This is a genomic window from Streptomyces daliensis, from assembly GCF_054782395.1.
This window is the reverse complement of sequence record NZ_BAAGSO010000078.1, coordinates 1-23517: the sequence shown is the minus strand read 5'-3', so window position 1 is coordinate 23517 and position 23517 is coordinate 1. Positions and strand designations below refer to the sequence as shown.

Sequence of the window (23517 nt, the reverse complement as noted above, 5' to 3'; positions counted from 1 at the left end):
GCGCATGGAACGCGACGGTCAACTGGAGCTGTACGACCGCCTCGCCGCCCGCTTGAAAGAGGCGCACACGCGTGTGCGCACCCTGCAAGTCCCCGAGGGCGTACGGGTGGCGCTGGCCCGGAAACTGCTCGTCATCACGGCGGCGTCGAAACACGATCTCTCCGAAGCGGAGAGGCGTCTGGACCGCCTCATGGCGGACATCGACGAGGGCCGATTCCCCGAGGAACAGGCGGATGCGCGCACTGACGGAACTCCGTGACGGACGAGTTCGTTGCGGCACAAGGGTGATTCGCCCGTTTCGTGTTTGATTTGCGGTATATATCTGCCTAGCGTGCGAAAAAGCTTGAACGCATTCGTTCCGGCAATGTGTCTCTGAAGGGGAAGACGTGAACAAGGCGCAGCTCGTAGAAGCAATCCAAGACCAGCTCGGCGGACGGCAGCAGGCCGCGGACGCGGTCGACGTCGTTCTGGACGCGATCGTCCGTTCCGTGGTCCAGGGCGAGAGGGTCTCGGTCACCGGTTTCGGCTCGTTCGAGAAGGTGGACCGTCCGGCCCGCTACGCCCGTAACCCGCAGACCGGCGAGCGGGTCCGGGTCAAGAAGACCTCCGTGCCGCGCTTCCGCGCCGGTGCGGGCTTCAAGGACCTGGTCAGCGGTGCGAAGAAGCTCCCGAAGAACGACGTCGCCGTGAAGAAGGCCCCGAAGGGGAGCCTCTCGGGTGGAACTTCCACCAAGAAGGCGGCCACGAAGAAGGCGGCGGCCAAGAAGACCACCGCGGCGAAGAAGGCCACCACCGCCAAGAAGGCGGCGGCGAAGAAGACCACGGCGGCCAAGAAGACCACCGCCAAGAAGACAGCGGCGGCGAAGAAGGCCACCGCCAAGAAGGCGCCCGCCAAGAAGTCCGCCGCGAAGAAGACCGCGACGGCCAAGAAGGCCACGCCTGCCAAGAAGACGGCGACGGCGAAGAAGGCCACAGCCAAGAAGGCCCCGGCCAAGAAGAGCACCGCCAAGAAGGCGCCCGCTCGCAAGACCGCGGCGCGCAAGACCACCGCCAAGAAGACCACCGCGCGCAAGCGCTGAGGCAGGCGGCGACCCGACTGCGCCGGGCCGGGCTCCCTCGGGGGAGCCCGGCCCGGCGGGCGTGTGCGGGGCGTGTGGGGGTGCTGAGGGGTCCGGGGGGCCGGAGGGCCGGTTTCCCGTACGTGTGTGCGTGCGCGGGCCCGTAGCGGCCGGAGCGGGGCCTGCGCGACACGCGCGGGCGGGCCCGTGGCTGTGACCGGGGCCGGGCGTCAGAGCGTCTGGCGTCAGAAGGTCTGGAGCGTGACGAAGGTGACGCGGCGCGCGTCGCCCTCGCCCTCCACCTCGACGCGCACCCGCTGACCAGGCCGCAGCAGCCGCAGCCCGCCCGCGTCGAAGGCCGCGGTGTCGAAGGGGAGCGGGGTGCCGTCGTCCAGCAGGACGCTGCCGGAGCGGGTCTCGGGGTCGTACGTGTACGAGGTGGCCTGCATGCCCAGCAGCCTAACGGGGCCCGGTGCGGACGAGCGGGGCCCAGCGGAACCCTAGCGGGACCTAGCAGCGGGGCGCGGCCGTGCCGCAGCGGGCCGTGAAGGGGCCCACGCCCAGCGCCAGCGCCGCCGTCAGATCCGCGCCGGTGTCCACGTCCTGGCGCACGCTCTCGACCCCGGAAAGTGTGATCTCCACCGCGCCCGAGGCCAGGTGACGGGCCCCGGAAGGCCCCCCGAAGGCGGGTGCGAGTTCCACGCCGGGAAGCGCCGACAATAGCGTCGTGCCCATTCCCGCCGCGTCCCGGAGAAATGCGCGCGGAAAACGGGAGGCCGCGTGGAGAACCCTCGCCAATTCCTCCGGGCGCAGTGCGGGCAGATCGGCGTTGAGCGCCGCGACGGCCGCACCGGGCGCATCGCCGCGCACCTGGGCCGCGCCGTGCGCGAGTGCCGCGTTCAGCCCGTCGGCCGGTGCGTCGGGCACGACGCGGGCGCCGAGGGCCGCCAGCTCCCGCGCGGCGCGCCGGTCGTCCGTGACAACTGCCACACCGCTCACCGCCTCGCAGGCCAGCGCGGCACGCACCGTGTCCTGCGCGAACGCCAGCGCGAGACCCTGCCTTTCCTCGTGCCCCGCCGCGTCGGCGAGCCTGCTCTTGGCCCGCCTCAGCGGCTTCAGCGGCACCACGAGGGTCCACGCCACGGGCGTCACTTGTGGCTGCATCGCTCCCATTCTCGCCTGCTGCCGAAGCGGTCCCGTACGGCCGGGGTTACGGTGTGCACGACAGACGGAGACAGACAGTGTGCTCGACACGGCGGCGGTTGGGAGCGACACTTTCCCCTTGCCCGTGGGGGACCCCGCGTTTGCTTCGCCGCGGAGCGGATCAGATCCCCGAGGCCGCTCCGCCGGGAGACCCCATGTGGCTGTCGGATCAGGAAAGAGGAGATGGTGTCCGGGTGTCCCGCCGCAAAATCGGCTTCTGGTACCGCCTTGCCGCGGTTTTGCTGAAACCCCCGCTGGTGGTCCTCTTCAAGCGGGACTGGCGGGGCGCGGAGCATATTCCGGAGGACGGCGGATTCATCACCGTCGTCAATCACAACTCTTATCTGGACCCGCTCTCCTACGCGCACTTCCAGTACAACACCGGACGCGTCCCCCGCTTCCTCGCCAAGGTCGCCCTCTTCACCGACGGGTTCGTCGGAAGGGCGATGCGGGGCACCGGGCAGATTCCGGTCTACCGCGAGTCCACCGACGCGATCGGCGCTTTCCGCGCCGCCGTCGAGGCCATCAACAAGGGCGAGTGTGTGGCCTTCTACCCCGAGGGCACGCTGACCCGCGACCCGGACATGTGGCCCATGGAGGGCAAGACCGGGGCAGCGCGTGTCGCGCTGCTCACCAAGGCGCCCGTGATCCCCGTCGCGCAGTGGGGCGCCAATCTGGCGATGCCCCCGTACGCCAAGGAGAAGAAGCTCCGGCTCTTCCCGCGCAAGACGCTCACCGTCCAGGCGGGCCCGCCCGTGGACCTGTCCGAGTTCTACGGGCAGGAGCCGACGGCCGAGGTCCTGCGCAAGGTCACCGACCACCTGATGGACGCCGTCGCCGAGCAGCTCTCCGAGATCCGCGGCGAGCCCGTGCCCGCCGAGCGCTACGACCACCGCAAGGCCGCCGCGGCACGGCGGGGCAGGGCGCGAGGCACCGGGGAACAGCCCCCGGCACCGGCCCCCGCGACCCCGGCGGGCAGCGCGACGGGAGCCGCGAGCACCGCGAGCACCACAGGCACGGCAAGCACCGCGAGCACGACAAGCACCACAGGCACGGCGGGCAAGACAGAGCCCGGGGCCGCCGAGGGAGAGAACGCGTGACGAAAGCCGCCGTATTCGGCACCGGTTCCTGGGGCACCGCCTTCGCGATGGTGCTCGCCGACGCCGGGTGCGAGGTGACGCTCTGGGGGCGCCGCGCCGGGCTCGTCGACGCCGTCAACGAGCGCCGCGTCAACCCGGACTACCTCCCCGACGTCGAACTCCCCCCGTCCGTGCGGGCCACGACGGACGCGGCCGAGGCCGCCGCCGACGCCGAGTTCACCGTCCTCGCCGTCCCCTCCCAGACGCTGCGCGGCAACCTGGAGAAGTGGCGGCCCGTGCTGCGCCCCGACACCGTCCTCGTCTCGCTGATGAAGGGCGTCGAACTGGGCACGGCCAAGCGCATGAGCGAGGTCATCGGCGAGGTCGGGGAGGCCGAGCCCGAGCGGGTGGCCGTCCTCACGGGCCCCAACCTCGCCAAGGAGATCGCCGCCAGGCAGCCCGCCGCCTCCGTCGTGGCCTGCCGGGACGAGTCCGTGGCGCAGCGGCTCCAGAGCGCCTGCCACACCCCGTACTTCCGCCCGTACACGAACACCGACGTCGTCGGCTGCGAACTCGGCGGCGCCGTCAAGAACGTCATCGCGCTGGCCGTCGGCATCGCGGACGGCATGGGGCTCGGCGACAACACCAAGGCGTCACTCATCACCCGGGGGCTCGCGGAGACGTCCCGGCTGGGCCTGGCGATGGGCGCCGACGCGCACACCTTCGCGGGACTCGCGGGGATGGGCGACCTCGTGGCCACGTGCTCCTCGCCGCTCTCGCGCAACCACACCTTCGGCACCAACCTCGGCCGGGGCATGACGCTGAGCGAGACGATCGCGGTCACCAAGCAGACGGCGGAGGGCGTCAAGTCCTGCGAGTCCGTACGGGAACTGGCCCACAGGCACCACGTCGAGATGCCGATCACCGAGACCGTTGTCGGCATCGTGCACGACGGCAAGCCGCCGCATGTCGCGCTCAAGGAGCTGATGTCGCGCAGCGCGAAGGCGGAACGCGTCTGAGCGGACGCGGGGGCGTGGACGGGGCTCGTGCGACGGCGGTGACGCGTGACGCGGCCCTTCCTGCTCCTGACTCTCACGGGAGCAGACGGTAAAGTCGTCGCGATATGAGCAGCCAGACCCCCTCCCGCAAGCCCCGCGTAGCCGTCGTCTTCGGCGGGCGCAGCTCCGAGCACGCGATCTCCGTCCTCACGGCGGGCGCCGTCCTCGGGGCCATCGACCGTGAGAAGTACGAGGTGCTGCCCATCGGCATCACCTCGGACGGACGGTGGGCGCTGACCGCCGACGATCCCGCGCGGATGGCCATCGAGGACCGCCGCCTCCCGAGCGTCTCGGAGCTGGCCGAGTCCGACACGGGCGGCGTGCTGCTGCCCGTCGACCCCGGCAGCCGCGAGGTCACCTACACCGAGCCCGGCTCCGTGCCCAAGGCGCTCGGCGAGGTCGACGTGGTCTTCCCCGTGCTGCACGGCCCGTACGGTGAGGACGGCACCCTCCAGGGGCTGCTGGAACTGTCCGGAGTGCCCTACGTGGGCGCGGGCGTCCTCGCCTCTGCCGTGGGCATGGACAAGGAGTACATGAAGCGGATCTTCGAGTCCTTCGGGCTGCCCGTCGGCCCGTATGTGACGATCCGCCCCCGCGAGTGGGAGCAGGACCCGTCGGCGGCGCGCAAGAAGGTCGTGGACTTCACCGCCGACCACGGCTGGCCGGTCTTCGTGAAGCCCGCCCGTGCGGGCTCGTCCATGGGCATCACCAAGGTGGAAGACCTGGCCGGTCTGGACGAGGCCATCGAGGAGGCCAGGCGCCACGACCCCAAGGTCATCGTGGAGTCGCTGCTGCGCGGCCGGGAGATCGAGTGCGGGGTCCTGGAGTTCGAGGACGGGCCGCGCGCGAGCGTCCCGGCCGAGATCCCGCCGGTCAGCGCGCACGACTTCTACGACTTCGAGGCGAAGTACATCGACTCCGCGTCCGGGATCGTGCCCGCGCCGCTGACGGAGGAGGAGACGGCGCGGGTGCGGGAGCTGGCCGTGCGCGCCTTCGACGCCGCGTCCTGCGAGGGCCTCGTCCGGGCGGACTTCTTCCTTACGGAGGACGGGGAGTTCGTCATCAACGAGATCAACACGATGCCCGGGTTCACGCCCATCTCCATGTACCCGCGCATGTGGCAGGAGGCGGGCGTCAGCTACCCCGAGCTGATCGACCTCCTCGTCCAGGCCGCCCTGCGCCGCCCCACGGGCCTCCGCTGACCCCTCCGCGGGTGCGGCAGGAAACGCAGGGTTCCCCCTTCACCGGCTGGCGCCCCTTCACGGGGTGCGGGGTGACAGCCCGGTGCAGGGGCAACCCTGTGTTTCATTCCGCCCCCCGCGAAGGGGCCAGTGCCGACGAGAAGTCCGTCAGGGCGCCGACTTCGGGTGCGTACGCGTCCGGAACCGTCACCTCGACGCGGGCCGTGCGTTCCGTGGTCGTGAAGCGGTAGCCCCCGTCGCGTTCCTCGATCAGCCAGGAGATCCCGTTCACTTCCGCGGCGTCCGCGGTGGGGTTGTAATGTTCACTGCCGGGCGTCAGCTTCGCGGGCCGCGGCACCCCGCACCGCAGCTCGATGGCGGGGTCGCCCCACGCCGCTGTGTACGGGGAGCCGGGTTCGAGCGCGATCCGCTCCTGCCCGTTCACGTGCTCGGGCAGCCGGCCGTGGAGCGCGCGGCAGGACTTCGCGGTCTTGCCGGAAGGGCTGGGACTGGGAACCGCGGGCCCGGCCTCGTCCCCCAGGGACGAGCAGCCCGCGACGCAGACCAGCGTGGCGGCGAGGACAATCGCTTCCCGGGGATGCCAAGTGCTCACCGGGCGAGCATACGGGGGAGCTAGAGATGGACGACTGGGCAGGTGAGGGTGCGGGTGATGCCGTCCACTTGCTGGACCTTGGCGACCACCATGCGGCCGAGCTCGTCGACGGTGTCGGCCTGCGCGCGCACGATCACGTCGTACGGGCCCGTCACGTCCTCGGCCTGGATCACCCCCGGCAGCTTGGCGATGACGTCGGCGACGGTCGACGCCTTGCCGACCTCGGTCTGGATCAGGATGTACGCCTGTACCACGGGACCTCCAGGGCGGCTACGAGGATCATGTGGAGAGAGGGGACGCCACGTTACCGCGTCGCCGCTCCCGCGGGGGAGACCCGCACCACCGCCGGTCACGGCGGGTTGACGACGCAGACGCTCGACATGTGAAGGGGCAGCGCAATGCAGGATCTGAGCGGGGGTTACCCCGGTGGTCACCCACGGTCACCGGGGACCGTGGGTGAACTCGGAGAGTTCGGGCTGATCCGGGAGTTGACCTCCCGGCTCACCACCACCCCCGCCGTCAGGATCGGACCGGGCGACGACGCGGCCGTGATCGCGGCGCCTGACCGCAGGATCGTCGCCAGCACGGACATTCTGCTGGAGGGCAGGCACTTCCGCCGCGACTGGTCAACAGCGTACGACGTGGGCCGCAAGGCCGCAGCTCAGAACTGCGCGGACATCGCGGCCATGGGCGCGGTGCCCACCGCCCTCCTGCTCGGCCTCGTCGTCCCCGCCGAACTGCCCGCGAACTGGCCCACCGAGCTGATGGACGGCATCCGCGACGAGGCGCAGGTCGCCTCGGCCGCCGTCGTCGGCGGCGACGTCGCACGGGGCGACACCATCACCGTCTCCATCACCGCGCTCGGCGACATGCGCAACCAGGACCCCGTCACCCGTGCCGGCGCCCGCCCCGGCGACACCGTCGCCGTCACCGGCTGGCTCGGCTGGTCGGCGGCCGGGCACGCCGTGCTCTCGCGCGGTTTCCGCTCCCCCCGCGCCTTCGTCGAGGCCCACCGGCGCCCCGAGCCGCCCTACCACGCGGGTCCCGCCGCGGCGGCGCTCGGCGCGACCGCGATGACGGACGTCAGCGACGGACTCATCGCGGACCTGGGGCACATCGCTGAGTCCAGCAAGGTGCGTATCGACGTACGCTCCGGCGCGCTGGACGTGCCCGCGCAGATGTCGGACATCGGGCAGGCCGTCGGCGTCGATCCGCTGCACTGGGTGCTCACCGGGGGCGAGGACCACGCCATCGTGGCCACCTTCCCGCCCCAGCAGAAGCTTCCGGCCCGCTGGCGCAAGATCGGCGAGGTGCTCGCGCCCTCCGCGCTGCCCCAGGTCACCGTGGACGGCGCGCCCTGGGACAAGGCGGGCGGCTGGGACCACTTCGGCGATCAGGACGAGGACTGAGTAGCGTCGTGCCCATGGACATACCCACGCAGCCCGTGCCGTCCGCCGAGCGGGGGGCCGTCGCGCCGCCGAGGGTGCTGACCGTCGCCGGGTCCGACTCCGGCGGGGGAGCGGGCATCCAGGCCGACCTCAAGACGATGATGGCGCTCGGCACCCACGGCATGAGCGTGATCGTCGCGGTCACCGCGCAGAACTCCCTCGGCGTGCAGGGCTTCTGGGAACTGCCGGTCGAGGCCGTACGGGCACAGTTCCGCAGCGTCGTGGACGACATCGGCGTCCAGGCGGTCAAGACCGGGATGCTGGCCTCGGCCGAGCTGGTGGAGACCGTGGCGGAACTGCTCGCGGGGGTACGGGCGCCCGTCGTGATCGACCCGGTGGGCGTCTCCAAGCACGGCGACGCGCTGCTCGCCCAGGAGGCACTGGACTCGGTCCGCACGAAGCTGCTGCCCACCGCCACCGTCGTCACCCCCAACCTGGACGAGGTCAGGCAGCTCACGGGTGTCCACGTCACGGACGAACCCGGCGCGCGCGAGGCCGGGATGCGGAAGGCGGCCGCGGCGCTGCTCGCGTACGGGCCGCGCTGGGCGCTGATCAAGGGCGGGCATCTGCGTGGGGAGGCCGTCGATCTGCTGACGGACGGCGCCGAGGAGCACTGGCTGCGCGCACCCCGCTACGACAACCGCCACACCCACGGCACGGGCTGCACCCTCGCCAGCGCGGTGGCGGCGCAGCTCGCGAAGGGCGGGACGGTGCCGGAGGCCGTGGCGGCGGCCAAGGACTACGTCACGGGCGCCATCGCCGCTGGCTTCCCGCTGGGGGAGGGGCTTGGCCCCGTGGACCACCACTGGCGGCAGCGGGCGGAGAACGCGGAGTAGTTGCCCCTGGGGGCCGAGGGCCGGGGGCCGGGGGCCGGGAGCAGCAGGGCATGAAAAAGCCGGTCCACCGAGGTGGACCGGCTTTCACAGCAACCAGCAAGGTGGCCGCACTGCCGTTACGTCAGGGACGTATTGACGTCAGCGCGCGACCTTGCCGGCCTTGATGCACGAGGTGCAAGCGTTGAGGCGCTTCGGCGTCCCGCTGACCACGGCACGCACACGCTGGATGTTGGGGTTCCAACGACGGCGGGTGCGGCGGTGCGAGTGCGAGATGTTGTTGCCGAAGTTTGGCCCCTTGCCGCAGACGTCGCAGTTGGCAGCCACGGGTCACTCCAAAGACTTCAGATGCACGTACGGTGAATCCCGGCGACGCGTGATCAGAGATTGACCGGCAGTGCCAGGGAGGTAATAGCTCCTGACTTACGTCAGGCAACCGGAGCAGCATACAACGGCTGCTCACGAACAGCGAAACTAGCACGGTCGGCCCGGCACCCCGGCGGGGGCTTCCCCCGGTCCGGGACTAGCCTTCCGGGCAATCGCCGCCGTTCGCAGGAGGTCCCTCACGTGCCGCACCCGCTCGACTCCGCCGCGGTACGTACCTGGTGCGCGCTCGCCCTGGAGGCGCTGGACAGAGGCCGCGAGGAGACCGACGCCATCAACGTCTTCCCCGTGGCCGACGGGGACACCGGCACCAACCTCTACCGCACGCTGGAGGCCGCGGCCCGCGCGCTGGACGCGTACCTGGAGGGCGGCGGTGGGCAGGGCGCGGGCGGCGCGGGCGGCGCGGGTGGCGTCGGCGAGGAGACCTCGGACACACGCGCTGGTTCCGGTTCCGGTGCGCCTTCGGCCGCCGGGGCGCTCGCTGCCCTCGCGCGGGGCGCGCTGCTCGGCGCCTGCGGCAATTCCGGCACGATCCTGGCCCAGCTCCTGCGGGGCATGGCCGAGTCGGCGCAGGTGGCGCGGGCGACGGGGACGGCCGGGCAGGGCGAGCCCGAAGGCGCGGACTTCCGGCTGGCGGCGGCGCTGCGGCGGGCCGCCGAGTCCGCTTACGAGGCGGTCGCCCGGCCCGTCGAGGGCACGATGCTGACCGTCGCGACGGCCGCGGCCGACGCGGCCGAGGACGCGGCCGGGAACGCCGCCGCGAGTCCGGACGGGACGGAGCGCGCGGCCGTGGTCGCGCGCGCCGCGTACGAGGGCGCCCGTGCCGCGCTGGCCGGGACGACGGGGCAGCTCGACGTGCTGGCCCGCGCCGGTGTCGTCGACGCGGGCGGGCGCGGGCTGACCGCCGTGCTGGGCGCGCTGGCCGAGGCGCTGGACGGGGCGCCGGAGGGCGCACGGGAGAGCCACGGTGCCCGGGGCGGGACGGTGCCGTCCGGAGCGGGAGTGTCCGCTTCCGGTGAGGGCGACGTCACAGAGGACACCGGCACCGGCACCGGGCCCGCGTACGAGGTGATGTACCTCATGGAGGCGGACGAGGAGGCGGTGCGCACGCTGCGCCGTCGGCTCGACAAGCTCGGTGACTCCCTCGTCGTGATCGGCGGCGACGGGCTGTGGAACGTCCACGTCCACGTGGCCGACGCGGGCGCGGCCGTCGAGGCGGGCATCGAGGCGGGCCGCCCGTACCGCGTCCGCATCACCCACCTTCCGGCCGCCGACGCCCACGGAGCGCACTGCGACCACGGCGCCGCGGAACACGCGGACCACTCGGGCCGGGCGCCCGCGACCGGCCGAGCCGTCGTCGCCGTCGTCCCCGGGGACGGGCTCGCGGGCCTGTGCGAGGAGGCCGGGGCCACCGTCGTACGGGCGGTCGAGGCCGCGGAGGGCGAGGAGAGCGTCGGCCACGAGGCGCTGCTCGAAGCGCTGTGCGCGACCGGCGCTGCCGAGGCCGTGCTGCTGCCCAACGACTACGGCCTGCGCGAGACCTCGGCCCGTGCGGCGCACGAGGCGCGGGCGCGGGGGGTACGGGTCGCCGTCATCCCCACCCGCGCCGCTGTCCAGGGCATCGCGGCGCTCGCGGTGCACGAGCCGGGCCGGGACTTCGACGAGGACGTGGTCGCCATGACGGCGGCGGCCGGAGCCACCCGCTACGGGGAGGTCACCTTCGCCGAGCACCAGTCGTGGACCATGGCGGGCATCTGCCAGGCGGGCGACGTGCTCGGCCTGGTCGAGGGCGACGTCGCCGTGATCGGGGCCGACGTCGCCGAGATGGCCGCCGACGTGCTGGAGCGGATGCTCGCGGCGGGCGGCGAGATGGTGACCCTCGTCCTGGGCGCCGATGCGCCGCCAGGGCTGGCCGCGCGCCTGGAGGAACAGGTGCGCCGCGGACACCTCGCCGTCGACACCGTCGTCTACGAGGGGCGGCAGCAGACGTCACCGGTGCTGATCGGCGTCGAGTAGGCCGGGCGGCGGCCTCGCGGCGCGGCGCTGTCGCACCCGTTGTCAGCGCCATGGTGTGCAATGGGACACGTGCCAGCGCTCGACGAACCCCTGAAGAAGATCCTCGGCGGCAACACCGCGAAGGTGATGGCCGAGCACCTCGACCTGCACACGGTCGGGGACCTCCTCCACCACTACCCGCGGCGTTACGAGGAGCGCGGGCAGCTCACCAAGCTGTCCGAGCTGCCGCTGGACGAGCATGTGACGGTGGTCGCACAGGTCGAGAAGGCCGCCGTGCACCGGTTCAACGGGGGGCGGGGGCAGCGGCTCGAAGTCGTCCTGACGGACGGCAGCGGGCAGCTCCCACTGGTCTTCTTCGGCAAGGGCATCTTCAAGCCGCACAAGGACCTCGTGCCGGGGCGCCGCGCGATGTTCGCGGGCAAGGTCGGCGTCTTCAACCGCCGCCTCCAGCTCGCCCACCCGCAGTACGAGCTGCTGGACGCCGACACCGGCAGCGATGCCGTGGACGCCTTCGCCAACAGGCTGATGCCGATCTATCCGGCCGTGGCGCAGATCGCCTCCTGGAAGATCGCCAAGGCGGTCCAGATGCTCCTGGCCTCCATGGAGGCCACCGGCTGGGACGGGCTCGGGGACCCGCTGCCCGCCTCGATCCGCGAGGAGCGGCGGCTCATCGCGCTGCCCGAGGCGTTCGAGAAGGTGCACCGCCCCCGGCACAAGGCGGACATCGAGGACGCGCGGGCGCGGCTGAAGTGGGACGAGGCGTTCGTGCTCCAAGTCGCCCTCGCCCGCCGCCGCTTCGCCGACGCGCAGTTGCCCGCCGCGCCGCGCCGTCCCGTCGAGGGCGGCCTCCTGGACGCTTTCGACGCCAAGCTGCCGTTCACCCTCACCGAGGGCCAGCGGCACGTCAGCGCCGAGATCTTCGCCGATCTGGCGACGGACCACCCCATGCACCGCCTCCTCCAGGGCGAGGTGGGTTCCGGCAAGGCGCAGCCCCTCGATTCGCTCGTGCTCACGCCAGCCGGCTTCCGCCGGATGGGGGATATGAGCGTGGGGGACGAAGTCGTCGTGCCGGACGGGACGATCGCGTTGATCGACGGCGTTTTCCCGCAGGGGGAACGCGACGTCTGGCGCCTGGTCCTCTCCGACGGCAGTTCCGTGGAATGCGACGACGAACACCTCTGGATCGTCGGTACCAGCTGTGGATGGCACCGCGGCCAGCCCCCGAAGGTCATGACGACTCGAGAAGTCCGGCTCGACACGTTCAAGGCCGATGGATCATCGAAGTGGTACATCCCAGCGGCAACACCTGTGGACCTCGGACACGACTCTGGACTGCCGCTGGATCCGTACCTGTTCGGAGTTCTTCTGGGGGGCGGCTCATTCCGGCACAACCTGCGTCTGTCCACCATCGACGACGAGATGCGTGACGCCGTGGCGGCCGTCGTGGCGCCCGAATGCCACCTTGTCCCGGTGAAGGGTTCCCGTTGCGACTACACGATCCAGCTGACGCGACGTGTCGGCGGCGTACGCAATCCCGTCATCCAAACTCTGCGTGACCTTGGCCTCTGGGGTGTCACCTCGCACGGCAAATTCGTGCCGGACGAGTTCAAGAACGCTCCGGTCAAGAGCCGACTGGCGCTGCTGCAAGGCATCCTGGACACAGACGGCACCGTTCAGGCGGACGGCCTGAGCATCTCGCTCTGTTCCGCATCGCTGAGGCTCGCAGACGATGTGGCCTGGATCGTGCGTTCCTTGGGCGGCCGTGCGCGCGTGCTCTCGAAGCGGGCGGCTTTCCACGTCTCGATTGCTCTGCCCGACGCATACGCGCCGTTCCGGTTGACCCGCAAGGCAGATCGTGTGCGTCCCAGGCCGAAGTACGACACCTTCCGACGCGGAATTCGCGCGGTCGAGTACGTGGGTCGGAAACCGGTCCAGTGCGTCAGCGTCGCCCACCCGAGCCATGCCTACGTCACCGACAACTTCACGGTCACCCACAACACGATGGTGGCCCTGCGCGCCATGCTCGCCACCGTCGATTCCGGCGGCCAGGCCGCGATGCTCGCGCCCACCGAGGTCCTGGCCCAGCAGCATCACCGCTCCGTCACCGAGATGATGGGGGAGCTGGCCGAGGGGGGCATGCTCGGCGGCGCCGAGCAGGGCACCAAGGTCGTGCTGCTCACCGGCTCCATGGGCGCCGCGGCCCGCCGTCAGGCCCTCTTGGACCTGGTCACGGGGGAGGCCGGGATCGTCATCGGCACGCACGCGCTGATCGAGGACAAGGTCAAGTTCCACGATCTGGGCCTCGTCGTCGTCGACGAACAGCACCGCTTCGGCGTCGAGCAGCGCGACGCCCTGCGCTCCAAGGGCAAGCAGCCCCCGCACCTGCTGGTCATGACGGCCACCCCGATCCCGCGCACGGTCGCGATGACGGTCTTCGGCGATCTGGAGACCTCCGTCCTGGACCAGCTTCCCGCCGGGCGCTCGCCCATCTCCAGCCATGTGGTGCCCGCCAGTGACAAGCCCCGCTTCCTGGCCCGCGCCTGGGAGCGGGTGCGCGAGGAGGCCGAGGCCGGGCACCAGGCGTACGTCGTGTGCCCCCGCATCGGAGACGAGGAGGAGCCCGCGAAGTCCGCGAAGGGCAAGGGCAAGGGCTCGGGAGACTCGGGAGATTCCGCTGCCCCGGCGGAGGACGAGGCGGAGAAGCGCCCGCCGCTGGCCGTGCTCGATGTGGCCGGGCAGCTGACGGCGGGGCCGCTCAAGGGCCTGCGCGTCGAGCCCCTGCACGGGCGGATGCAGCCGGACGCCAAGGACGAGGTGATGCGCCGCTTCGCCGCGGGCGAGGTGGACGTCCTGGTGGCCACGACGGTGATCGAGGTCGGGGTCAACGTACCGAACGCCACCGCCATGGTGATCATGGACGCCGACCGCTTCGGCGTCTCGCAGCTCCACCAGCTACGCGGCCGGGTGGGCCGAGGCTCGGCCGCCGGGCTGTGCCTGCTGGTCACCGAGATGCCCGAGGCGTCCCCCGCGCGCTCCCGGCTCGACGCGGTGGCGGGGACGCTGGACGGCTTCGAGCTGTCCCGCATCGATCTGGAGCAGCGGCGCGAGGGCGATGTGCTGGGCCAGGCGCAGTCGGGCGTCCGCTCCTCGCTGCGGATGCTGGCCGTCATCGAGGACGAGGACGTCATCGCCGCCGCGCGCGAGGAGGCCACCGCCGTCGTCTCCGCCGACCCCGAACTGGAACGGCTGCCCGAGCTGCGTACGGCACTGGACGCGCTGCTCGACAAGGAGCGGGAGGACTATCTGGACAAGGGCTAGGGAGGGCCCTGTCGCCGACCGGCGAGGCCCAACTGTCAGTGGCGGCTGGGAGGATGGGAACAGTCCGGGACCGGTCCGTACGAGACCGGCGCGACGGGACCTAGGGGGACCCTCCATGGCATTCCGGCACATCAACGAGCTGCCGCTCGGTGACAAGATCTTCCGCGTCGAGCTGTCCAGCGACGACGACACGACGGTCGGTCTGACGCTGACGGGCTGGCACGAGGCCACCCCGGAGACGCTGATCGCCTCCGGCGCCCTCACCATGCCGCTCACCGACGTCCCCGTGCTCCGCATCGCGCTCAACCGCGCCCTGCGCGCGCTCGCCCTCGCCGCCGATGTCGCCGAGCCGATCCCGGACCGCGATGTGCTGCGCGAACTGTTCCCCGGCCACGGCGCCCCCTGGATACCCGCACATGAGGAGGACCTGGTCCGGCGCTTCCACGAGGGCGAGACGCTCGCGCGCATCGCGGCGCGCTTCGGCCGTACGCCCGATTCGGTCCGCGCCAAGCTCCGCGAACTGGGCCACGATCCGCGCCGCCCGGAGTTCTGCCCTCCGGACGGCTGCCTCTCCTGGTCGCGGTACGCCTCGCCCGCGCTCGTCGGCTCGGACCCGGACGGCCCGCGCTAGGGAGCCCTCCGCCCCGGTTGTGGAGGGCCGCGGGGTGCGGCCCAGGTCGTTCGGCGAGCGTGCGGCGGCCATGGGATCCTCGTTGGTGAGCGGCACGGGCCACGCGGCGGCCTCCGCCGCGGGCCGCCGGTACGGGAAGCCCCCGGTCCCGCGCACCGGCGGGCGCGTCCGGCACATGCGTCGCCCTGGCCGCGCGTCCCGCACGGCGTGCCCGCACCTCACCCGCCCCGACCGCCCCGTCGGCAGACCCAGCGAAGGACCTTCCCCATGACCCGCGTGATCGCAGGCGCCGCCGGAGGACGACGGCTGAGCGTGCCTCCGGGCAAGGGCACCCGCCCCACCTCGGACCGCGCCCGTGAGGGGCTGTTCTCCAGTTGGGAGGCGCAGCTCGGCGGCGCCGCTGCCTGGCGGGGACTGCGGGTGATGGACCTCTACGGGGGCTCGGGCGCCGTCGGCCTGGAGGCGCTGTCGCGCGGCGCCGCGCACGTCCTGCTCGTGGAGTCAGACGCGCGCGCGGCGCGCACCATCCAGGAGAACGTCCGCGCCCTCGGCCTGCCCGGCGCCGAGGTACGGGGCGGCAAGGCGGAGCAGATCATCGCGGGACCCGCGCCCGAAGAGCCCTATGACCTGGTCTTCCTCGACCCACCGTACGCCGTGGGAGACGACGATCTCCGGGAGATCCTGCTCACACTCCGGTCCCGGGGCTGGATCGCCGCCGACGCGCTCGCCACCGTGGAACGAAGCACCAGAGGCGGCGATTTCCGCTGGCCCGACGGTTTCGAGGGGCTCCGCGCCCGTCGGTACGGCGAGGGCACGCTCTGGTACGGTCGCGCCGCCGTACGGGAAGTTACTCCCGCGTCATGTTGAGAGCATCCGGGGGCGGTCCCCGGGCATCCGATCGTCCGGAGAGCGAGGAATCGCCAGTGCGCCGCGCAGTCTGTCCGGGGTCGTTCGACCCCATCACCAATGGACACCTCGACATCATCGCCCGCGCCTCCAAGCTCTACGACGTCGTGCACGTCGCGGTGATGATCAACAAGTCGAAGCAGGGCCTCTTCACGGTGGAGGAGCGGATCGATCTGATCCGCGAGGTCACCGCGCCCTTCGGGAACGTGGAGGTCGAGGCGTTCCACGGCCTCCTCGTCGACTTCTGCAAGGAGCGGGACATCCCCGCCATCGTCAAGGGCCTGCGGGCCGTGAGCGACTTCGACTACGAGCTCCAGATGGCCCAGATGAACAACGGCCTCTCCGGCGTCGAGACCCTCTTCGTCCCGACGAACCCCACCTACAGCTTCCTGTCCTCCAGCCTGGTCAAGGAGGTCGCCACCTGGGGCGGCGACGTCTCCCACCTGGTGCCCGAGCAGGTGCACAGCGCCCTCACCGACAGGCTCAGCCGCTCCTGATCCACCCCTGCGCCGCGCCTGACAGGTGCCGGAACCGCCCCGAACCGCGCGGGAGCGCCAGCTTCCGGCATCAGGTGTCGAGTTGGCGCCCAAGGGCCGTACAGTCACCTCCGTGGACGTTCAGCAGAAACTCGACGAGATCGTGGCGGCCGTCGACGGCGCGCGTTCGATGCCCATGTCGGCCTCCTGCGTGGTGAACCGCGCGGAGCTGCTCGCCCTGCTCGATGAGGTGCGCGAAGCGCTGCCAGGCTCGCTCGCCCAGGCGCAGGAACTGCTCGGCGGCCGGGAGCGGATGGTCGCCGACGCGCAGGCCGAGGCCCAGCGGATCATCGAATCGGCCCAGGCCGAGCGCGGTTCCCTCGTCTCCGGCACGGAGGTCGCGCGGCGCGCCCAGGAGGAGGCCGACCGCATCCTCGCGGAGGCCCGCCAGGAGGCGCAGGAGATCCGCACCGAGGCCGACGACTACGTCGACAGCAAGCTCGCCAACTTCGAGGTCGTGCTGAGCAAGACCATCGGCTCGGTGGAGCGCGGGCGCGAGAAGCTGCTCGGCAGCGGCCCCGGCTCCGAGGAGTGGAGCGAGGAGTACGCGCAGGACGCCCCCGAGCGCACCGCCGACCCGAACGAGCTGCGGCAGCGCGCCGACGCCTACGTGGACGCGCGCCTCGGCTCCGTCTCCGCGGTGCTCTCCAAGACGCTGGAGGCCGTCGGCCGCGGCCGTCAGAAACTGCTGGGCCACCAGCCATCCGACGAGCTGGGCGCCCACCTGCTCGACCCTGACGGCGCGGGCGGCCAGGTGCACACGAGCGACGCCGACTTCCTGGCGGGCCTCGCCGCCTCGCCCGCCGACCGGGTGCACTCCCACGACGAGGCCGAGCCCCACGGCCGGCAGCAGCCCCCGTACCAGCCCCAGCCGGACCACCAGCCGCACGTACCGCCCCAGCCGGACCACCAGCCCGCGCAGCCCGCCATGGCGGAGGCGACGGACCCGTACGCGGCCCAGCACGTCCAGCACCCGCAGCAGGTCCAGCAGGTCCCGCAGGACTTCCAGCAGCACCAGGACGGCTACTACTACCCGCAGGACTTCCCGCAGCAGGACCCGTACGGCTACCAGCAGGACCCCTACTACGGCCAGCAGCAGGACCCGTACTACGCGCAGCAGCCACAGGGCTACGACCAGCACCAGCAGCAGTACGCCCAGGGCTTCCAGCAGCACTACGCGCCGGAGCAGCAGGCCCACCAGGGGCATCCGCAGCAGGTGCAGCAGCAGCCCCAGCTCGACGAGACCAGCCTCTTCGACACGAGCATGATCGATCTGGAACAGGTGCGTCAGTACGAGGAGCGCTACGGGCAGGGCGGGCGCTGACCCGCCCCGGAAGGGGCGTCGGCCGGCCCCTGAGCGGGCACTGACCCGGCCGGTCCCGGCCCCGGCCCGTCCGGATTGGGTCATGGGCTGGGCGTCCAGTATCCTGGCTCTTCGGTCGCGCATCATGTCCGCGATGACGGCTGCCCGGACGCGCAAGGCCCGGGCGGTGAGCCTCACCGTAGAAAGTCCGTAGAAAGCAGGAAGCTCTGAACTCCCCCCTCGACCACCGTGCCCCTCTCGTGTTCGACACACGTGAGCTGGGGCGGCGTCCTGGTGCGATGAAGAGGCTCTCCCGCACGGTGGAGTCTCCCGGGAACCTCGGTATCGAGGTCATCGGCGTCCCGGACGATGCGACCATCGAGCTCGACCTCCGCCTGGAGTCGGTCATGGAAGGGGTGCTGGTCACCGGCACCGCCCATGCGCCGCTCAAGGGGGAGTGCGTAAGGTGTCTGGAGCCGCTTGAGCAGCAGTGCGAAGCGGATTTCCAGGAGATGTTCTCCTACCCCGACGCCGACGACCGGAGCCGCCACAGCGCGGAGCCCGGCGACGACGTCGAGGAGGAGGACACGCTCTTCCTTGAGGCCGATCTTTTCGACCTTGAGCCCGTGCTGCGGGACGCGGTGGTGCTGTCACTGCCGTTGCAGCCGGTGTGCCGGGAGGACTGTCCCGGGCTGTGCCCCGAGTGCGGGGTGCGGCTCCTGGACGACCCGGACCACCATCACGAAGACGCCGTCGACATCCGTTGGGCGGCATTGCAGGGACTCGCCGAAACCATCAGGGACGGCGAGAAGGACAACGTGCCCCGTGTCCGCGGGGATGACTCACAGGAGAAGTAGCCGTGGCTGTTCCGAAGCGGAAGATGTCGCGCAGCAACACGCGCCACCGCCGGTCGCAGTGGAAGGCTGCGGTCCCCACCCTGGTGAAGTGCGAGCGCTGCCAGGAGCCGAAGCAGCAGCACATCGCGTGCCCGAGCTGCGGCACGTACAACAAGCGTCAGGTCCTCGAGGTCTGATCGGCGGGTGACAGGCTCCATGTCAGACGCCCACACGACCGGAAGCGCTGCCCGCCGCGGCGGGAGCGAACCGGCACAGGCGGACCTGGTGGATGCGGCCTCGTCTCACACGCTTCTGGAAGGGCGGCTCGGGTACGTACTCGAGTCCGCCCTTCTGGTGCGTGCGCTGACGCACCGCTCGTACGCGTACGAGAACGGCGGCCTGCCCACCAACGAACGGCTTGAGTTCCTCGGCGACTCGGTCCTCGGCCTCGTCGTCACCGACACGCTGTACCGCGTGCACCCCGACCTCCCGGAGGGCCAGCTCGCGAAGCTGCGCGCCGCCGTGGTCAACTCGCGCGCCCTCGCCGAGGTCGCGCGCGGTCTCGATCTGGGGGCCTTCATCCGCCTCGGACGGGGCGAGGAGGGCACCGGCGGCCGGAACAAGGCGTCGATCCTCGCGGACACCCTGGAAGCCGTGATCGGCGCGGTCTATCTCGACCAGGGGCTCGACGCGGCGGGCGAGCTGGTGCACCGGCTCTTCGACCCGCTGATCGAGAAGTCCTCCAACCTCGGCGCAGGACTGGACTGGAAGACCAGCCTCCAGGAGCTGACGGCGGCAGAGGGGCTGGGCGTTCCCGAGTACGTGGTCACCGAGACCGGCCCCGACCACGAGAAGACCTTCACGGCTGCTGCCCGCGTCGGTGGTGTCGCGCACGGCACCGGCACCGGCCGCAGCAAGAAGGAAGCGGAGCAGCAGGCGGCCGAGGCCGCCTGGCACGCGATCCGTTCGGCGTCGGGCGACGGCGCCGAAGACGCCTCCTCCGAGCAGAAGGCGACCTCCAGGGGCGCGTGAAACAGCCCCCTCCGGCGCGGGTCCACCGGGTGACGCACTCACCCAGGGGCCCGCGCCGGTGCGTGGAGGCGTCCCACGCCCGTGCACCCCGCCCGCGCCCGCCGCTCCCGTTCGCCGTGACCCCTCCCGAGGAGGAAGCCTTGCCCGAGCTGCCCGAGGTCGAAGTGGTGCGCCGCGGACTGGAGCGCTGGGCCGCAGGCCGTACGGTCGCCGAGGCCGAGGTCCTGCACCCCCGCGCCGTGCGCCGCCATCTCGCGGGGCCCGACGACTTCGCCGCGCGCCTGAAGGGCCGGCGGATCGGCACGGCCATGCGGCGCGGCAAGTATCTGTGGCTGCCGCTGGGCGACGCGGGCGTCTCCGTCCTCGCCCACCTCGGCATGAGCGGGCAACTGCTGATCCAGCCGCCCGGCACCCCGGACGAGAAGCACCTGCGCATCCGCATAGCCTTCACCGACCCCGGAGCGGGTGAGCTGCGCTTCGTCGACCAGCGCACCTTCGGCGGACTCTCGCTCCACCCGGAGACGGCCGACGGGCTGCCCGACGTCATCGCGCACATCGCCCGCGACCCCCTGGACCCGGACTTCGACGACGCCGCGTTCCACGCGGCCCTGCGCCGCCGCCGTACGACGGTCAAGCGTGCGCTGCTCGACCAGTCGCTGATCAGCGGCGTCGGCAACATCTACGCCGACGAGGCGCTCTGGCGCGCCCGCCTCCACTACGACCGCCCCACCGCGACCCTGACCCGCCCCCTGACGACGGAGCTGCTGGGCCATGTCCGCGACGTGATGAACGCGGCCCTGGCCGTGGGCGGCACGAGCTTCGACAGCCTCTACGTCAACGTGAACGGCGAGTCCGGCTACTTCGCGCGCTCCCTCGACGCCTACGGGCGCGAGGACGAGCCCTGCCGCCGCTGCGGCACCCCTATGCGCCGTCGCGCTTGGATGAACCGCTCCAGCTACTTCTGCCCCCGCTGCCAGCGCACCCCGCGCCCGCGCACGACCCGCGCTCTGTCTCCGGCGTCTCCGGCGACCCCGGGCGCGGCCGACCCGGAACCGGGCTCGCCGGAAGCACCGGCCCACTAGCCCGGCCGCTGGTCACGCGGTACGGGAGCGGGCCGGGGCTCGTGCCTACATGCCGGGGGGAATGCCCTGGTGGCCGCCGTCTACCTACCCAGTGCTGCCGGTGGCATCACCGGACGGAGGAGATCCGGGGCGAGGGAATCTCAGAAGCCGAAGAACTGATGTTTCCGCCCTGTCGCCTCGGATGTTGGAATCCACAAGGGCGCTGACCTGCTGACCAGCGGTCGTCCTTGGTCGTCGTTGGTTGTCGCGAGGCACCCTCCGACGGCCCAGCGACGGCCCGGCGAGGTGCCCCTTACAGGGAACGGATAGCCGGGCTCCGTCTCGCCGCTCGTCACCGTGCTCCCTCCCTGTCGGGACAGCGGGGGGAGCCACAGCGGCACGGCGGGAACGTCTGACTGGCCAGGGGCGCCTTGCTGGGCTTGGCACGGACGAGGGTCGCGGGGCCGCGCTCCAGAGTGTGGGGGTTCACCCTGTAGATCTTGAACGTCAGTCCTGGGTGCGCGGGCAGCGAGGGTGATTCGCCCGTTCGACGCAGCGGGCTTGGGTCGGCCATGGCGTTGCTCCTGGTGGCTTCCGATCCGCCTCGATAGCCATCCTGAGCGGGCTTCCGAGGTCCTTGTGGAGGTCCACGCTAGGAAGCCTGTATATGCCTGTCTACCCCTAGGTGCTCATAGGGGCGTCTATGTCTGGTTGTGCGCTGGTACGTACGATCCGAACGTGATCGATTACGACCCGACGAAGCCGAAGTGGGAGCAGATCGCAGACGTGATCCGTTCGCGGATCGCCAGTGGCGAGTACCCCGCGCGGCACCTCCTGTCCGAAGTGCAGATGGAGCAGGAGTTTGGCGTTGCCCGGGTGACGGTTCGGAAGGTCACCGCAGCGCTGCGGGAGGAGGGGCTGATCACCACGACCCCGGGCATGGGCTCGTTCGTCCGCCCTGTAGATGAGCGTGACTGACCGTCTACAGTGAAACGAGTTCGGGTGCCCTGACCTGGTGCTTCATTGATTCTCGATCCCTTCGGGAGTCCATGGGGGTCAGGGGCGTCGGATGCCTCTGGTCACCACTGGCAAAAGGCCACAGCGGCGTCATCTCCCGACTTGTAGCGTGGCCACCGCTGCCCAGTGGGATCGGTGGCTTCGATCCTGCGAACCGACTCGATCAGTCCGTGAGGGCCGTCCGCACGTAGGACCTTGAAGACTCCGGCCCAGTCAGCCATCCGGTACTCGGTCACGAGTCGTGAGACCCCGTCTGACATGACGGCAGCGGCCTGCACCTCACCGATCGGGGTCGCTCCCGTCAGCGCGTGATGTGCGGCTTCGGAAGTGCTGGAGGCCACCCAGTACCCCTCTGGCGTGTTCCGCACCTCCCGCTGGGCGTGTACGAGACGTTGTAGAGCCTCGCGGTGCCCCGGTGTGTGTGTCTCGTGACTGGCGACATCTGCTTGCAGCTCAGGCAGCACGTCGTCCACGCGGAGGTCGGTGAGGACCTCGTAATTACCGGCGCGCTCCAGGACGATCGGCGAGTCAGCCAACACGAGGTGCTCAAAGGTGGTGACCCCCTGCCGCAGTACCGCCACGGTGGCCGATGGCGTTCCGGGGTTGCTCAGGTCGCACTCGGGGTGGTGCGCGGCCACTCGTTCGATCGCTTCTGACAGGCCGTCCGAAAGTGACCGGTCAGGATTCGCCAGCGCGGCCGTGAGGTAGCCGCCGAGGTGAGCGACGTACCACGGGACACCGTGGCTACAGCCTGTGGGCAGCCCCGCTGTGCTGAGTCCATCGAGCACCACGGCGAGACTAGGGGTGCCAGCAACCCAGTCTTCGTTAGGGTTGCTCCCCCCGGGCTGTGTGTTCAGGCAGACGCGCATGATCAGCTTTCGTGTCGGTACAGCGGGGCGACCCTGCGGCTCTCGGTTACTTCGAGAGTCTCGGGGGTGTAGCGGCAGGAGATCAGCGTTGAGAAGCGCTTCGTCCGTACCTCCCGGTACAGCTCAGCCAAGTTGTGCTCCAGGTAGTGCACTACTCCGTTGGCTCCTATGGCGTGAATACCGGCGATGTAGAGGAACGTGCCTCGGCCGTCCAGGCGCGGCAGCCGTCCCAGGTAGCCGAAGTCTCCAGCCGTGCCGTCTTCGTCATTAGGGGACCGGTAGATCTGGCCCGCCTTCCGGTCTACCAGGTGCCAGGCGTGGTCCTTCTCGAACCCAAGGTCGTAATCCCCTTCCAGTACCTGAGCCACGATGGGCGACAGCCGGGGGCCGCAGATCACCACGTGATTCTCGCGGTTCAGGTTGACGATGCCGTTCGGTGGAATGACCTCGTACTGCGCTTCGAGCTTCATGCTGCCGAGCAACTTGCGCAGGTGCTCGAAGTTATCGAGGTCTTCTCGGACAACGACAGCGCTGGAGTTCTGGCCTGGCTCCTTGCCAGCCTCAGGCTTACCGCCGAGTGACACGGTAACCAGGTCGGTCCCGAAGAACGCCCGCTCTGGGGGCGGGCCCGCCGACGCCAGTTGCCCGACCCGCCCGCGGCTCACTCCCAATTTTGCGGCGATCTCGGCTTGGGTCATGCCCGTCGCCTGCGCTTCCTCGATCGCTTCGCGTCGGATGCGGGACAGCTCCGTCACCCGCCCTTGATAGGTCGCCAGCAGGTCGATTGCGGCCTTGGCGCGGTCGACCGGGACCGCGATTTCAGAGATCCGCTTCATGTCGTCTTCCACTGTTCTCCGATCCTCGCCTAGGGGGGCTATCAGACTCTATCGCGAGAGGGGGTTGCGCGCACGCGCCGGTTTGCTTACGGTACCTATCAAGCAAGGCGGCAACCCCCCCTAAGCAAGCGGAGGGGTCACCTTGCGGCTGCTTTGACCTGCACAGACAGCGTCCGGAGGAAAGCCCGCAGGGGTGAGTACGAAGGAAGCGCCCGCTTGGTTGAGAACTGAACAGTGAGCTTCCCGGCGCTACGACTAGCCGACGTTCCCGAGCAAGAGATCTGCGGAGGGGCGTCACC

General features: G+C 70.9%; 25 protein-coding genes. 18 read left to right on the top strand and 7 right to left on the bottom strand.

Annotated elements, in window-relative coordinates; genetic code table 11:
• Window positions 1-4 precede the first annotated feature (4 nt).
• Window positions 5-259, top strand: a complete 255-nt coding sequence (locus ACYVOO_RS17215) for an SCO5555 family protein (RefSeq protein ID WP_461016521.1) — start codon at window positions 5-7, stop codon at window positions 257-259.
• A 127-nt stretch (window positions 260-386) separates the two neighbouring features.
• Window positions 387-1079 (top strand): HU family DNA-binding protein, encoded by a 693-nt coding sequence (locus tag ACYVOO_RS17210; protein WP_453349182.1) that lies wholly within the window; start codon window positions 387-389, stop codon window positions 1077-1079.
• Between the two features lie 224 nt (window positions 1080-1303).
• Here the strand turns inward: ACYVOO_RS17210 and ACYVOO_RS17205 are convergent, their stop codons facing one another.
• Window positions 1304-1507: a hypothetical protein gene (locus ACYVOO_RS17205; protein ID WP_453349183.1), complete on the bottom strand. Its 204-nt coding sequence runs from the start codon at window positions 1505-1507 to the stop codon at window positions 1304-1306.
• Between the two features lie 61 nt (window positions 1508-1568).
• Entirely contained in the window at window positions 1569-2231 is a 663-nt protein-coding gene (gene cofC / locus ACYVOO_RS17200) for a 2-phospho-L-lactate guanylyltransferase (RefSeq protein ID WP_461016520.1), read from the bottom strand.
• Window positions 2232-2455: 224 nt separating this feature from the next.
• On the opposite strand from cofC, the gene ACYVOO_RS17195 reads away from it, so the two are divergent.
• From ACYVOO_RS17195 to ACYVOO_RS17185, 3 genes are all read left to right on the top strand, one after another.
• Window positions 2456-3361: a lysophospholipid acyltransferase family protein gene (locus ACYVOO_RS17195; RefSeq protein WP_461016519.1), complete on the top strand. Its 906-nt coding sequence runs from the start codon at window positions 2456-2458 to the stop codon at window positions 3359-3361.
• Window positions 3358-4359 (top strand): NAD(P)H-dependent glycerol-3-phosphate dehydrogenase, encoded by a 1002-nt coding sequence (locus ACYVOO_RS17190; protein ID WP_461016518.1) that lies wholly within the window; start codon window positions 3358-3360, stop codon window positions 4357-4359. The genes ACYVOO_RS17195 and ACYVOO_RS17190 overlap by 4 nt, the downstream gene beginning before the upstream one ends.
• A gap of 104 nt (window positions 4360-4463) precedes the next feature.
• Window positions 4464-5600 (top strand): D-alanine--D-alanine ligase family protein, encoded by a 1137-nt coding sequence (locus ACYVOO_RS17185; protein WP_461016517.1) that lies wholly within the window; start codon window positions 4464-4466, stop codon window positions 5598-5600.
• Between the two features lie 103 nt (window positions 5601-5703).
• Here ACYVOO_RS17185 and ACYVOO_RS17180 read toward each other — a convergent pair whose 3' ends face one another.
• Window positions 5704-6192 carry a DUF3515 domain-containing protein gene (locus ACYVOO_RS17180; RefSeq protein ID WP_461016516.1) on the bottom strand — a complete coding sequence of 163 codons (489 nt, stop codon included), beginning with the start codon at window positions 6190-6192 and terminating at the stop codon, window positions 5704-5706.
• A gap of 20 nt (window positions 6193-6212) precedes the next feature.
• Window positions 6213-6446 carry an Lrp/AsnC family transcriptional regulator gene (locus ACYVOO_RS17175; RefSeq protein ID WP_355948010.1) on the bottom strand — a complete coding sequence of 78 codons (234 nt, stop codon included), beginning with the start codon at window positions 6444-6446 and terminating at the stop codon, window positions 6213-6215.
• Window positions 6447-6590: 144 nt separating this feature from the next.
• Here ACYVOO_RS17175 and ACYVOO_RS17170 point away from each other — a divergent pair, with 144 nt between their 5' ends.
• Window positions 6591-7601, top strand: a complete 1011-nt coding sequence (locus ACYVOO_RS17170) for a thiamine-phosphate kinase (RefSeq protein WP_461016515.1) — start codon at window positions 6591-6593, stop codon at window positions 7599-7601.
• A gap of 14 nt (window positions 7602-7615) precedes the next feature.
• The gene (gene thiD, locus ACYVOO_RS17165; protein ID WP_461016514.1) at window positions 7616-8476 is read left to right on the top strand and encodes a bifunctional hydroxymethylpyrimidine kinase/phosphomethylpyrimidine kinase; all 861 of its coding nucleotides are present in this window, start codon (window positions 7616-7618) and stop codon (window positions 8474-8476) included.
• Between the two features lie 138 nt (window positions 8477-8614).
• Here the strand turns inward: thiD and rpmB are convergent, their stop codons facing one another.
• Complete coding sequence (gene rpmB / locus ACYVOO_RS17160) at window positions 8615-8800, bottom strand: 50S ribosomal protein L28 (RefSeq protein WP_453349191.1); 186 nt, start codon at window positions 8798-8800, stop codon at window positions 8615-8617.
• Between the two features lie 240 nt (window positions 8801-9040).
• On the opposite strand from rpmB, the gene ACYVOO_RS17155 reads away from it, so the two are divergent.
• The 11 genes from ACYVOO_RS17155 (at window position 9041) to ACYVOO_RS17105 (ending at window position 21474) form a co-directional block, all read left to right on the top strand.
• Window positions 9041-10873, top strand: coding sequence for a DAK2 domain-containing protein (locus tag ACYVOO_RS17155; RefSeq protein ID WP_461016513.1), 1833 nt, complete (start codon window positions 9041-9043; stop codon window positions 10871-10873).
• A gap of 60 nt (window positions 10874-10933) precedes the next feature.
• Window positions 10934-14191, top strand: coding sequence for a helicase-related protein (locus tag ACYVOO_RS17150; RefSeq protein WP_461016512.1), 3258 nt, complete (start codon window positions 10934-10936; stop codon window positions 14189-14191).
• Between the two features lie 115 nt (window positions 14192-14306).
• Window positions 14307-14822, top strand: a complete 516-nt coding sequence (locus ACYVOO_RS17145) for a hypothetical protein (protein ID WP_461016511.1) — start codon at window positions 14307-14309, stop codon at window positions 14820-14822.
• 267 nt (window positions 14823-15089) lie between these two features.
• Complete coding sequence (gene rsmD / locus ACYVOO_RS17140) at window positions 15090-15689, top strand: 16S rRNA (guanine(966)-N(2))-methyltransferase RsmD (RefSeq protein ID WP_461016510.1); 600 nt, start codon at window positions 15090-15092, stop codon at window positions 15687-15689.
• 56 nt (window positions 15690-15745) lie between these two features.
• The gene (gene coaD / locus ACYVOO_RS17135; RefSeq protein WP_453349196.1) at window positions 15746-16225 is read left to right on the top strand and encodes a pantetheine-phosphate adenylyltransferase; all 480 of its coding nucleotides are present in this window, start codon (window positions 15746-15748) and stop codon (window positions 16223-16225) included.
• A 112-nt stretch (window positions 16226-16337) separates the two neighbouring features.
• Complete coding sequence (locus ACYVOO_RS17130; RefSeq protein WP_461016509.1) at window positions 16338-17588, top strand: cell division initiation protein; 1251 nt, start codon at window positions 16338-16340, stop codon at window positions 17586-17588.
• A gap of 278 nt (window positions 17589-17866) precedes the next feature.
• The gene (locus ACYVOO_RS17125) at window positions 17867-18424 is read left to right on the top strand and encodes a YceD family protein (RefSeq protein WP_461016508.1); all 558 of its coding nucleotides are present in this window, start codon (window positions 17867-17869) and stop codon (window positions 18422-18424) included.
• Window positions 18425-18426: 2 nt separating this feature from the next.
• Complete coding sequence (gene rpmF, locus ACYVOO_RS17120) at window positions 18427-18600, top strand: 50S ribosomal protein L32 (RefSeq protein ID WP_023527756.1); 174 nt, start codon at window positions 18427-18429, stop codon at window positions 18598-18600.
• 19 nt (window positions 18601-18619) lie between these two features.
• Window positions 18620-19435, top strand: coding sequence for a ribonuclease III (gene rnc, locus ACYVOO_RS17115; RefSeq protein ID WP_461016507.1), 816 nt, complete (start codon window positions 18620-18622; stop codon window positions 19433-19435).
• 140 nt (window positions 19436-19575) lie between these two features.
• Window positions 19576-20517, top strand: a complete 942-nt coding sequence (mutM, locus tag ACYVOO_RS17110) for a bifunctional DNA-formamidopyrimidine glycosylase/DNA-(apurinic or apyrimidinic site) lyase (protein WP_461016506.1) — start codon at window positions 19576-19578, stop codon at window positions 20515-20517.
• A gap of 717 nt (window positions 20518-21234) precedes the next feature.
• A complete protein-coding gene (locus ACYVOO_RS17105; protein ID WP_461016505.1) occupies window positions 21235-21474 on the top strand; it encodes a GntR family transcriptional regulator in 240 nt (79 codons plus the stop codon).
• A gap of 101 nt (window positions 21475-21575) precedes the next feature.
• On the opposite strand, the gene ACYVOO_RS17100 is transcribed toward ACYVOO_RS17105, so the two are convergent.
• On the bottom strand, window positions 21576-22382 hold the full coding sequence (locus tag ACYVOO_RS17100) for a protein phosphatase 2C domain-containing protein (protein WP_461016504.1): 807 nt from the start codon (window positions 22380-22382) through the stop codon (window positions 21576-21578).
• 2 nt (window positions 22383-22384) lie between these two features.
• Window positions 22385-23230, bottom strand: coding sequence for a sigma factor-like helix-turn-helix DNA-binding protein (locus tag ACYVOO_RS17095; RefSeq protein ID WP_461016503.1), 846 nt, complete (start codon window positions 23228-23230; stop codon window positions 22385-22387).
• Window positions 23231-23517: the final 287 nt, after the last annotated feature.

Bases quoted from the DNA above. Each gene is read 5' to 3' on its own strand.
- ACYVOO_RS17145 (WP_461016511.1), top strand. From the start codon at position 14,307: ATGGCATTCCGGCACATCAACGAGCTGCCGCTCGGTGACAAGATCTTC.
- cofC (WP_461016520.1), bottom strand. From the start codon at position 2,231: ATGGGAGCGATGCAGCCACAAGTGACGCCCGTGGCGTGGACCCTCGTG.
- rsmD (WP_461016510.1), top strand. From the start codon at position 15,090: ATGACCCGCGTGATCGCAGGCGCCGCCGGAGGACGACGGCTGAGCGTG.
- ACYVOO_RS17205 (WP_453349183.1), bottom strand. From the start codon at position 1,507: ATGCAGGCCACCTCGTACACGTACGACCCCGAGACCCGCTCCGGCAGC.
- ACYVOO_RS17170 (WP_461016515.1), top strand. From the start codon at position 6,591: ATGCAGGATCTGAGCGGGGGTTACCCCGGTGGTCACCCACGGTCACCG.
- thiD (WP_461016514.1), top strand. From the start codon at position 7,616: ATGGACATACCCACGCAGCCCGTGCCGTCCGCCGAGCGGGGGGCCGTC.
- ACYVOO_RS17125 (WP_461016508.1), top strand. From the start codon at position 17,867: ATGAAGAGGCTCTCCCGCACGGTGGAGTCTCCCGGGAACCTCGGTATC.
- ACYVOO_RS17185 (WP_461016517.1), top strand. From the start codon at position 4,464: ATGAGCAGCCAGACCCCCTCCCGCAAGCCCCGCGTAGCCGTCGTCTTC.
- rnc (WP_461016507.1), top strand. From the start codon at position 18,620: ATGTCAGACGCCCACACGACCGGAAGCGCTGCCCGCCGCGGCGGGAGC.
- ACYVOO_RS17100 (WP_461016504.1), bottom strand. From the start codon at position 22,382: ATGCGCGTCTGCCTGAACACACAGCCCGGGGGGAGCAACCCTAACGAA.
- ACYVOO_RS17150 (WP_461016512.1), top strand. From the start codon at position 10,934: ATGGGACACGTGCCAGCGCTCGACGAACCCCTGAAGAAGATCCTCGGC.
- ACYVOO_RS17215 (WP_461016521.1), top strand. From the start codon at position 5: ATGGAACGCGACGGTCAACTGGAGCTGTACGACCGCCTCGCCGCCCGC.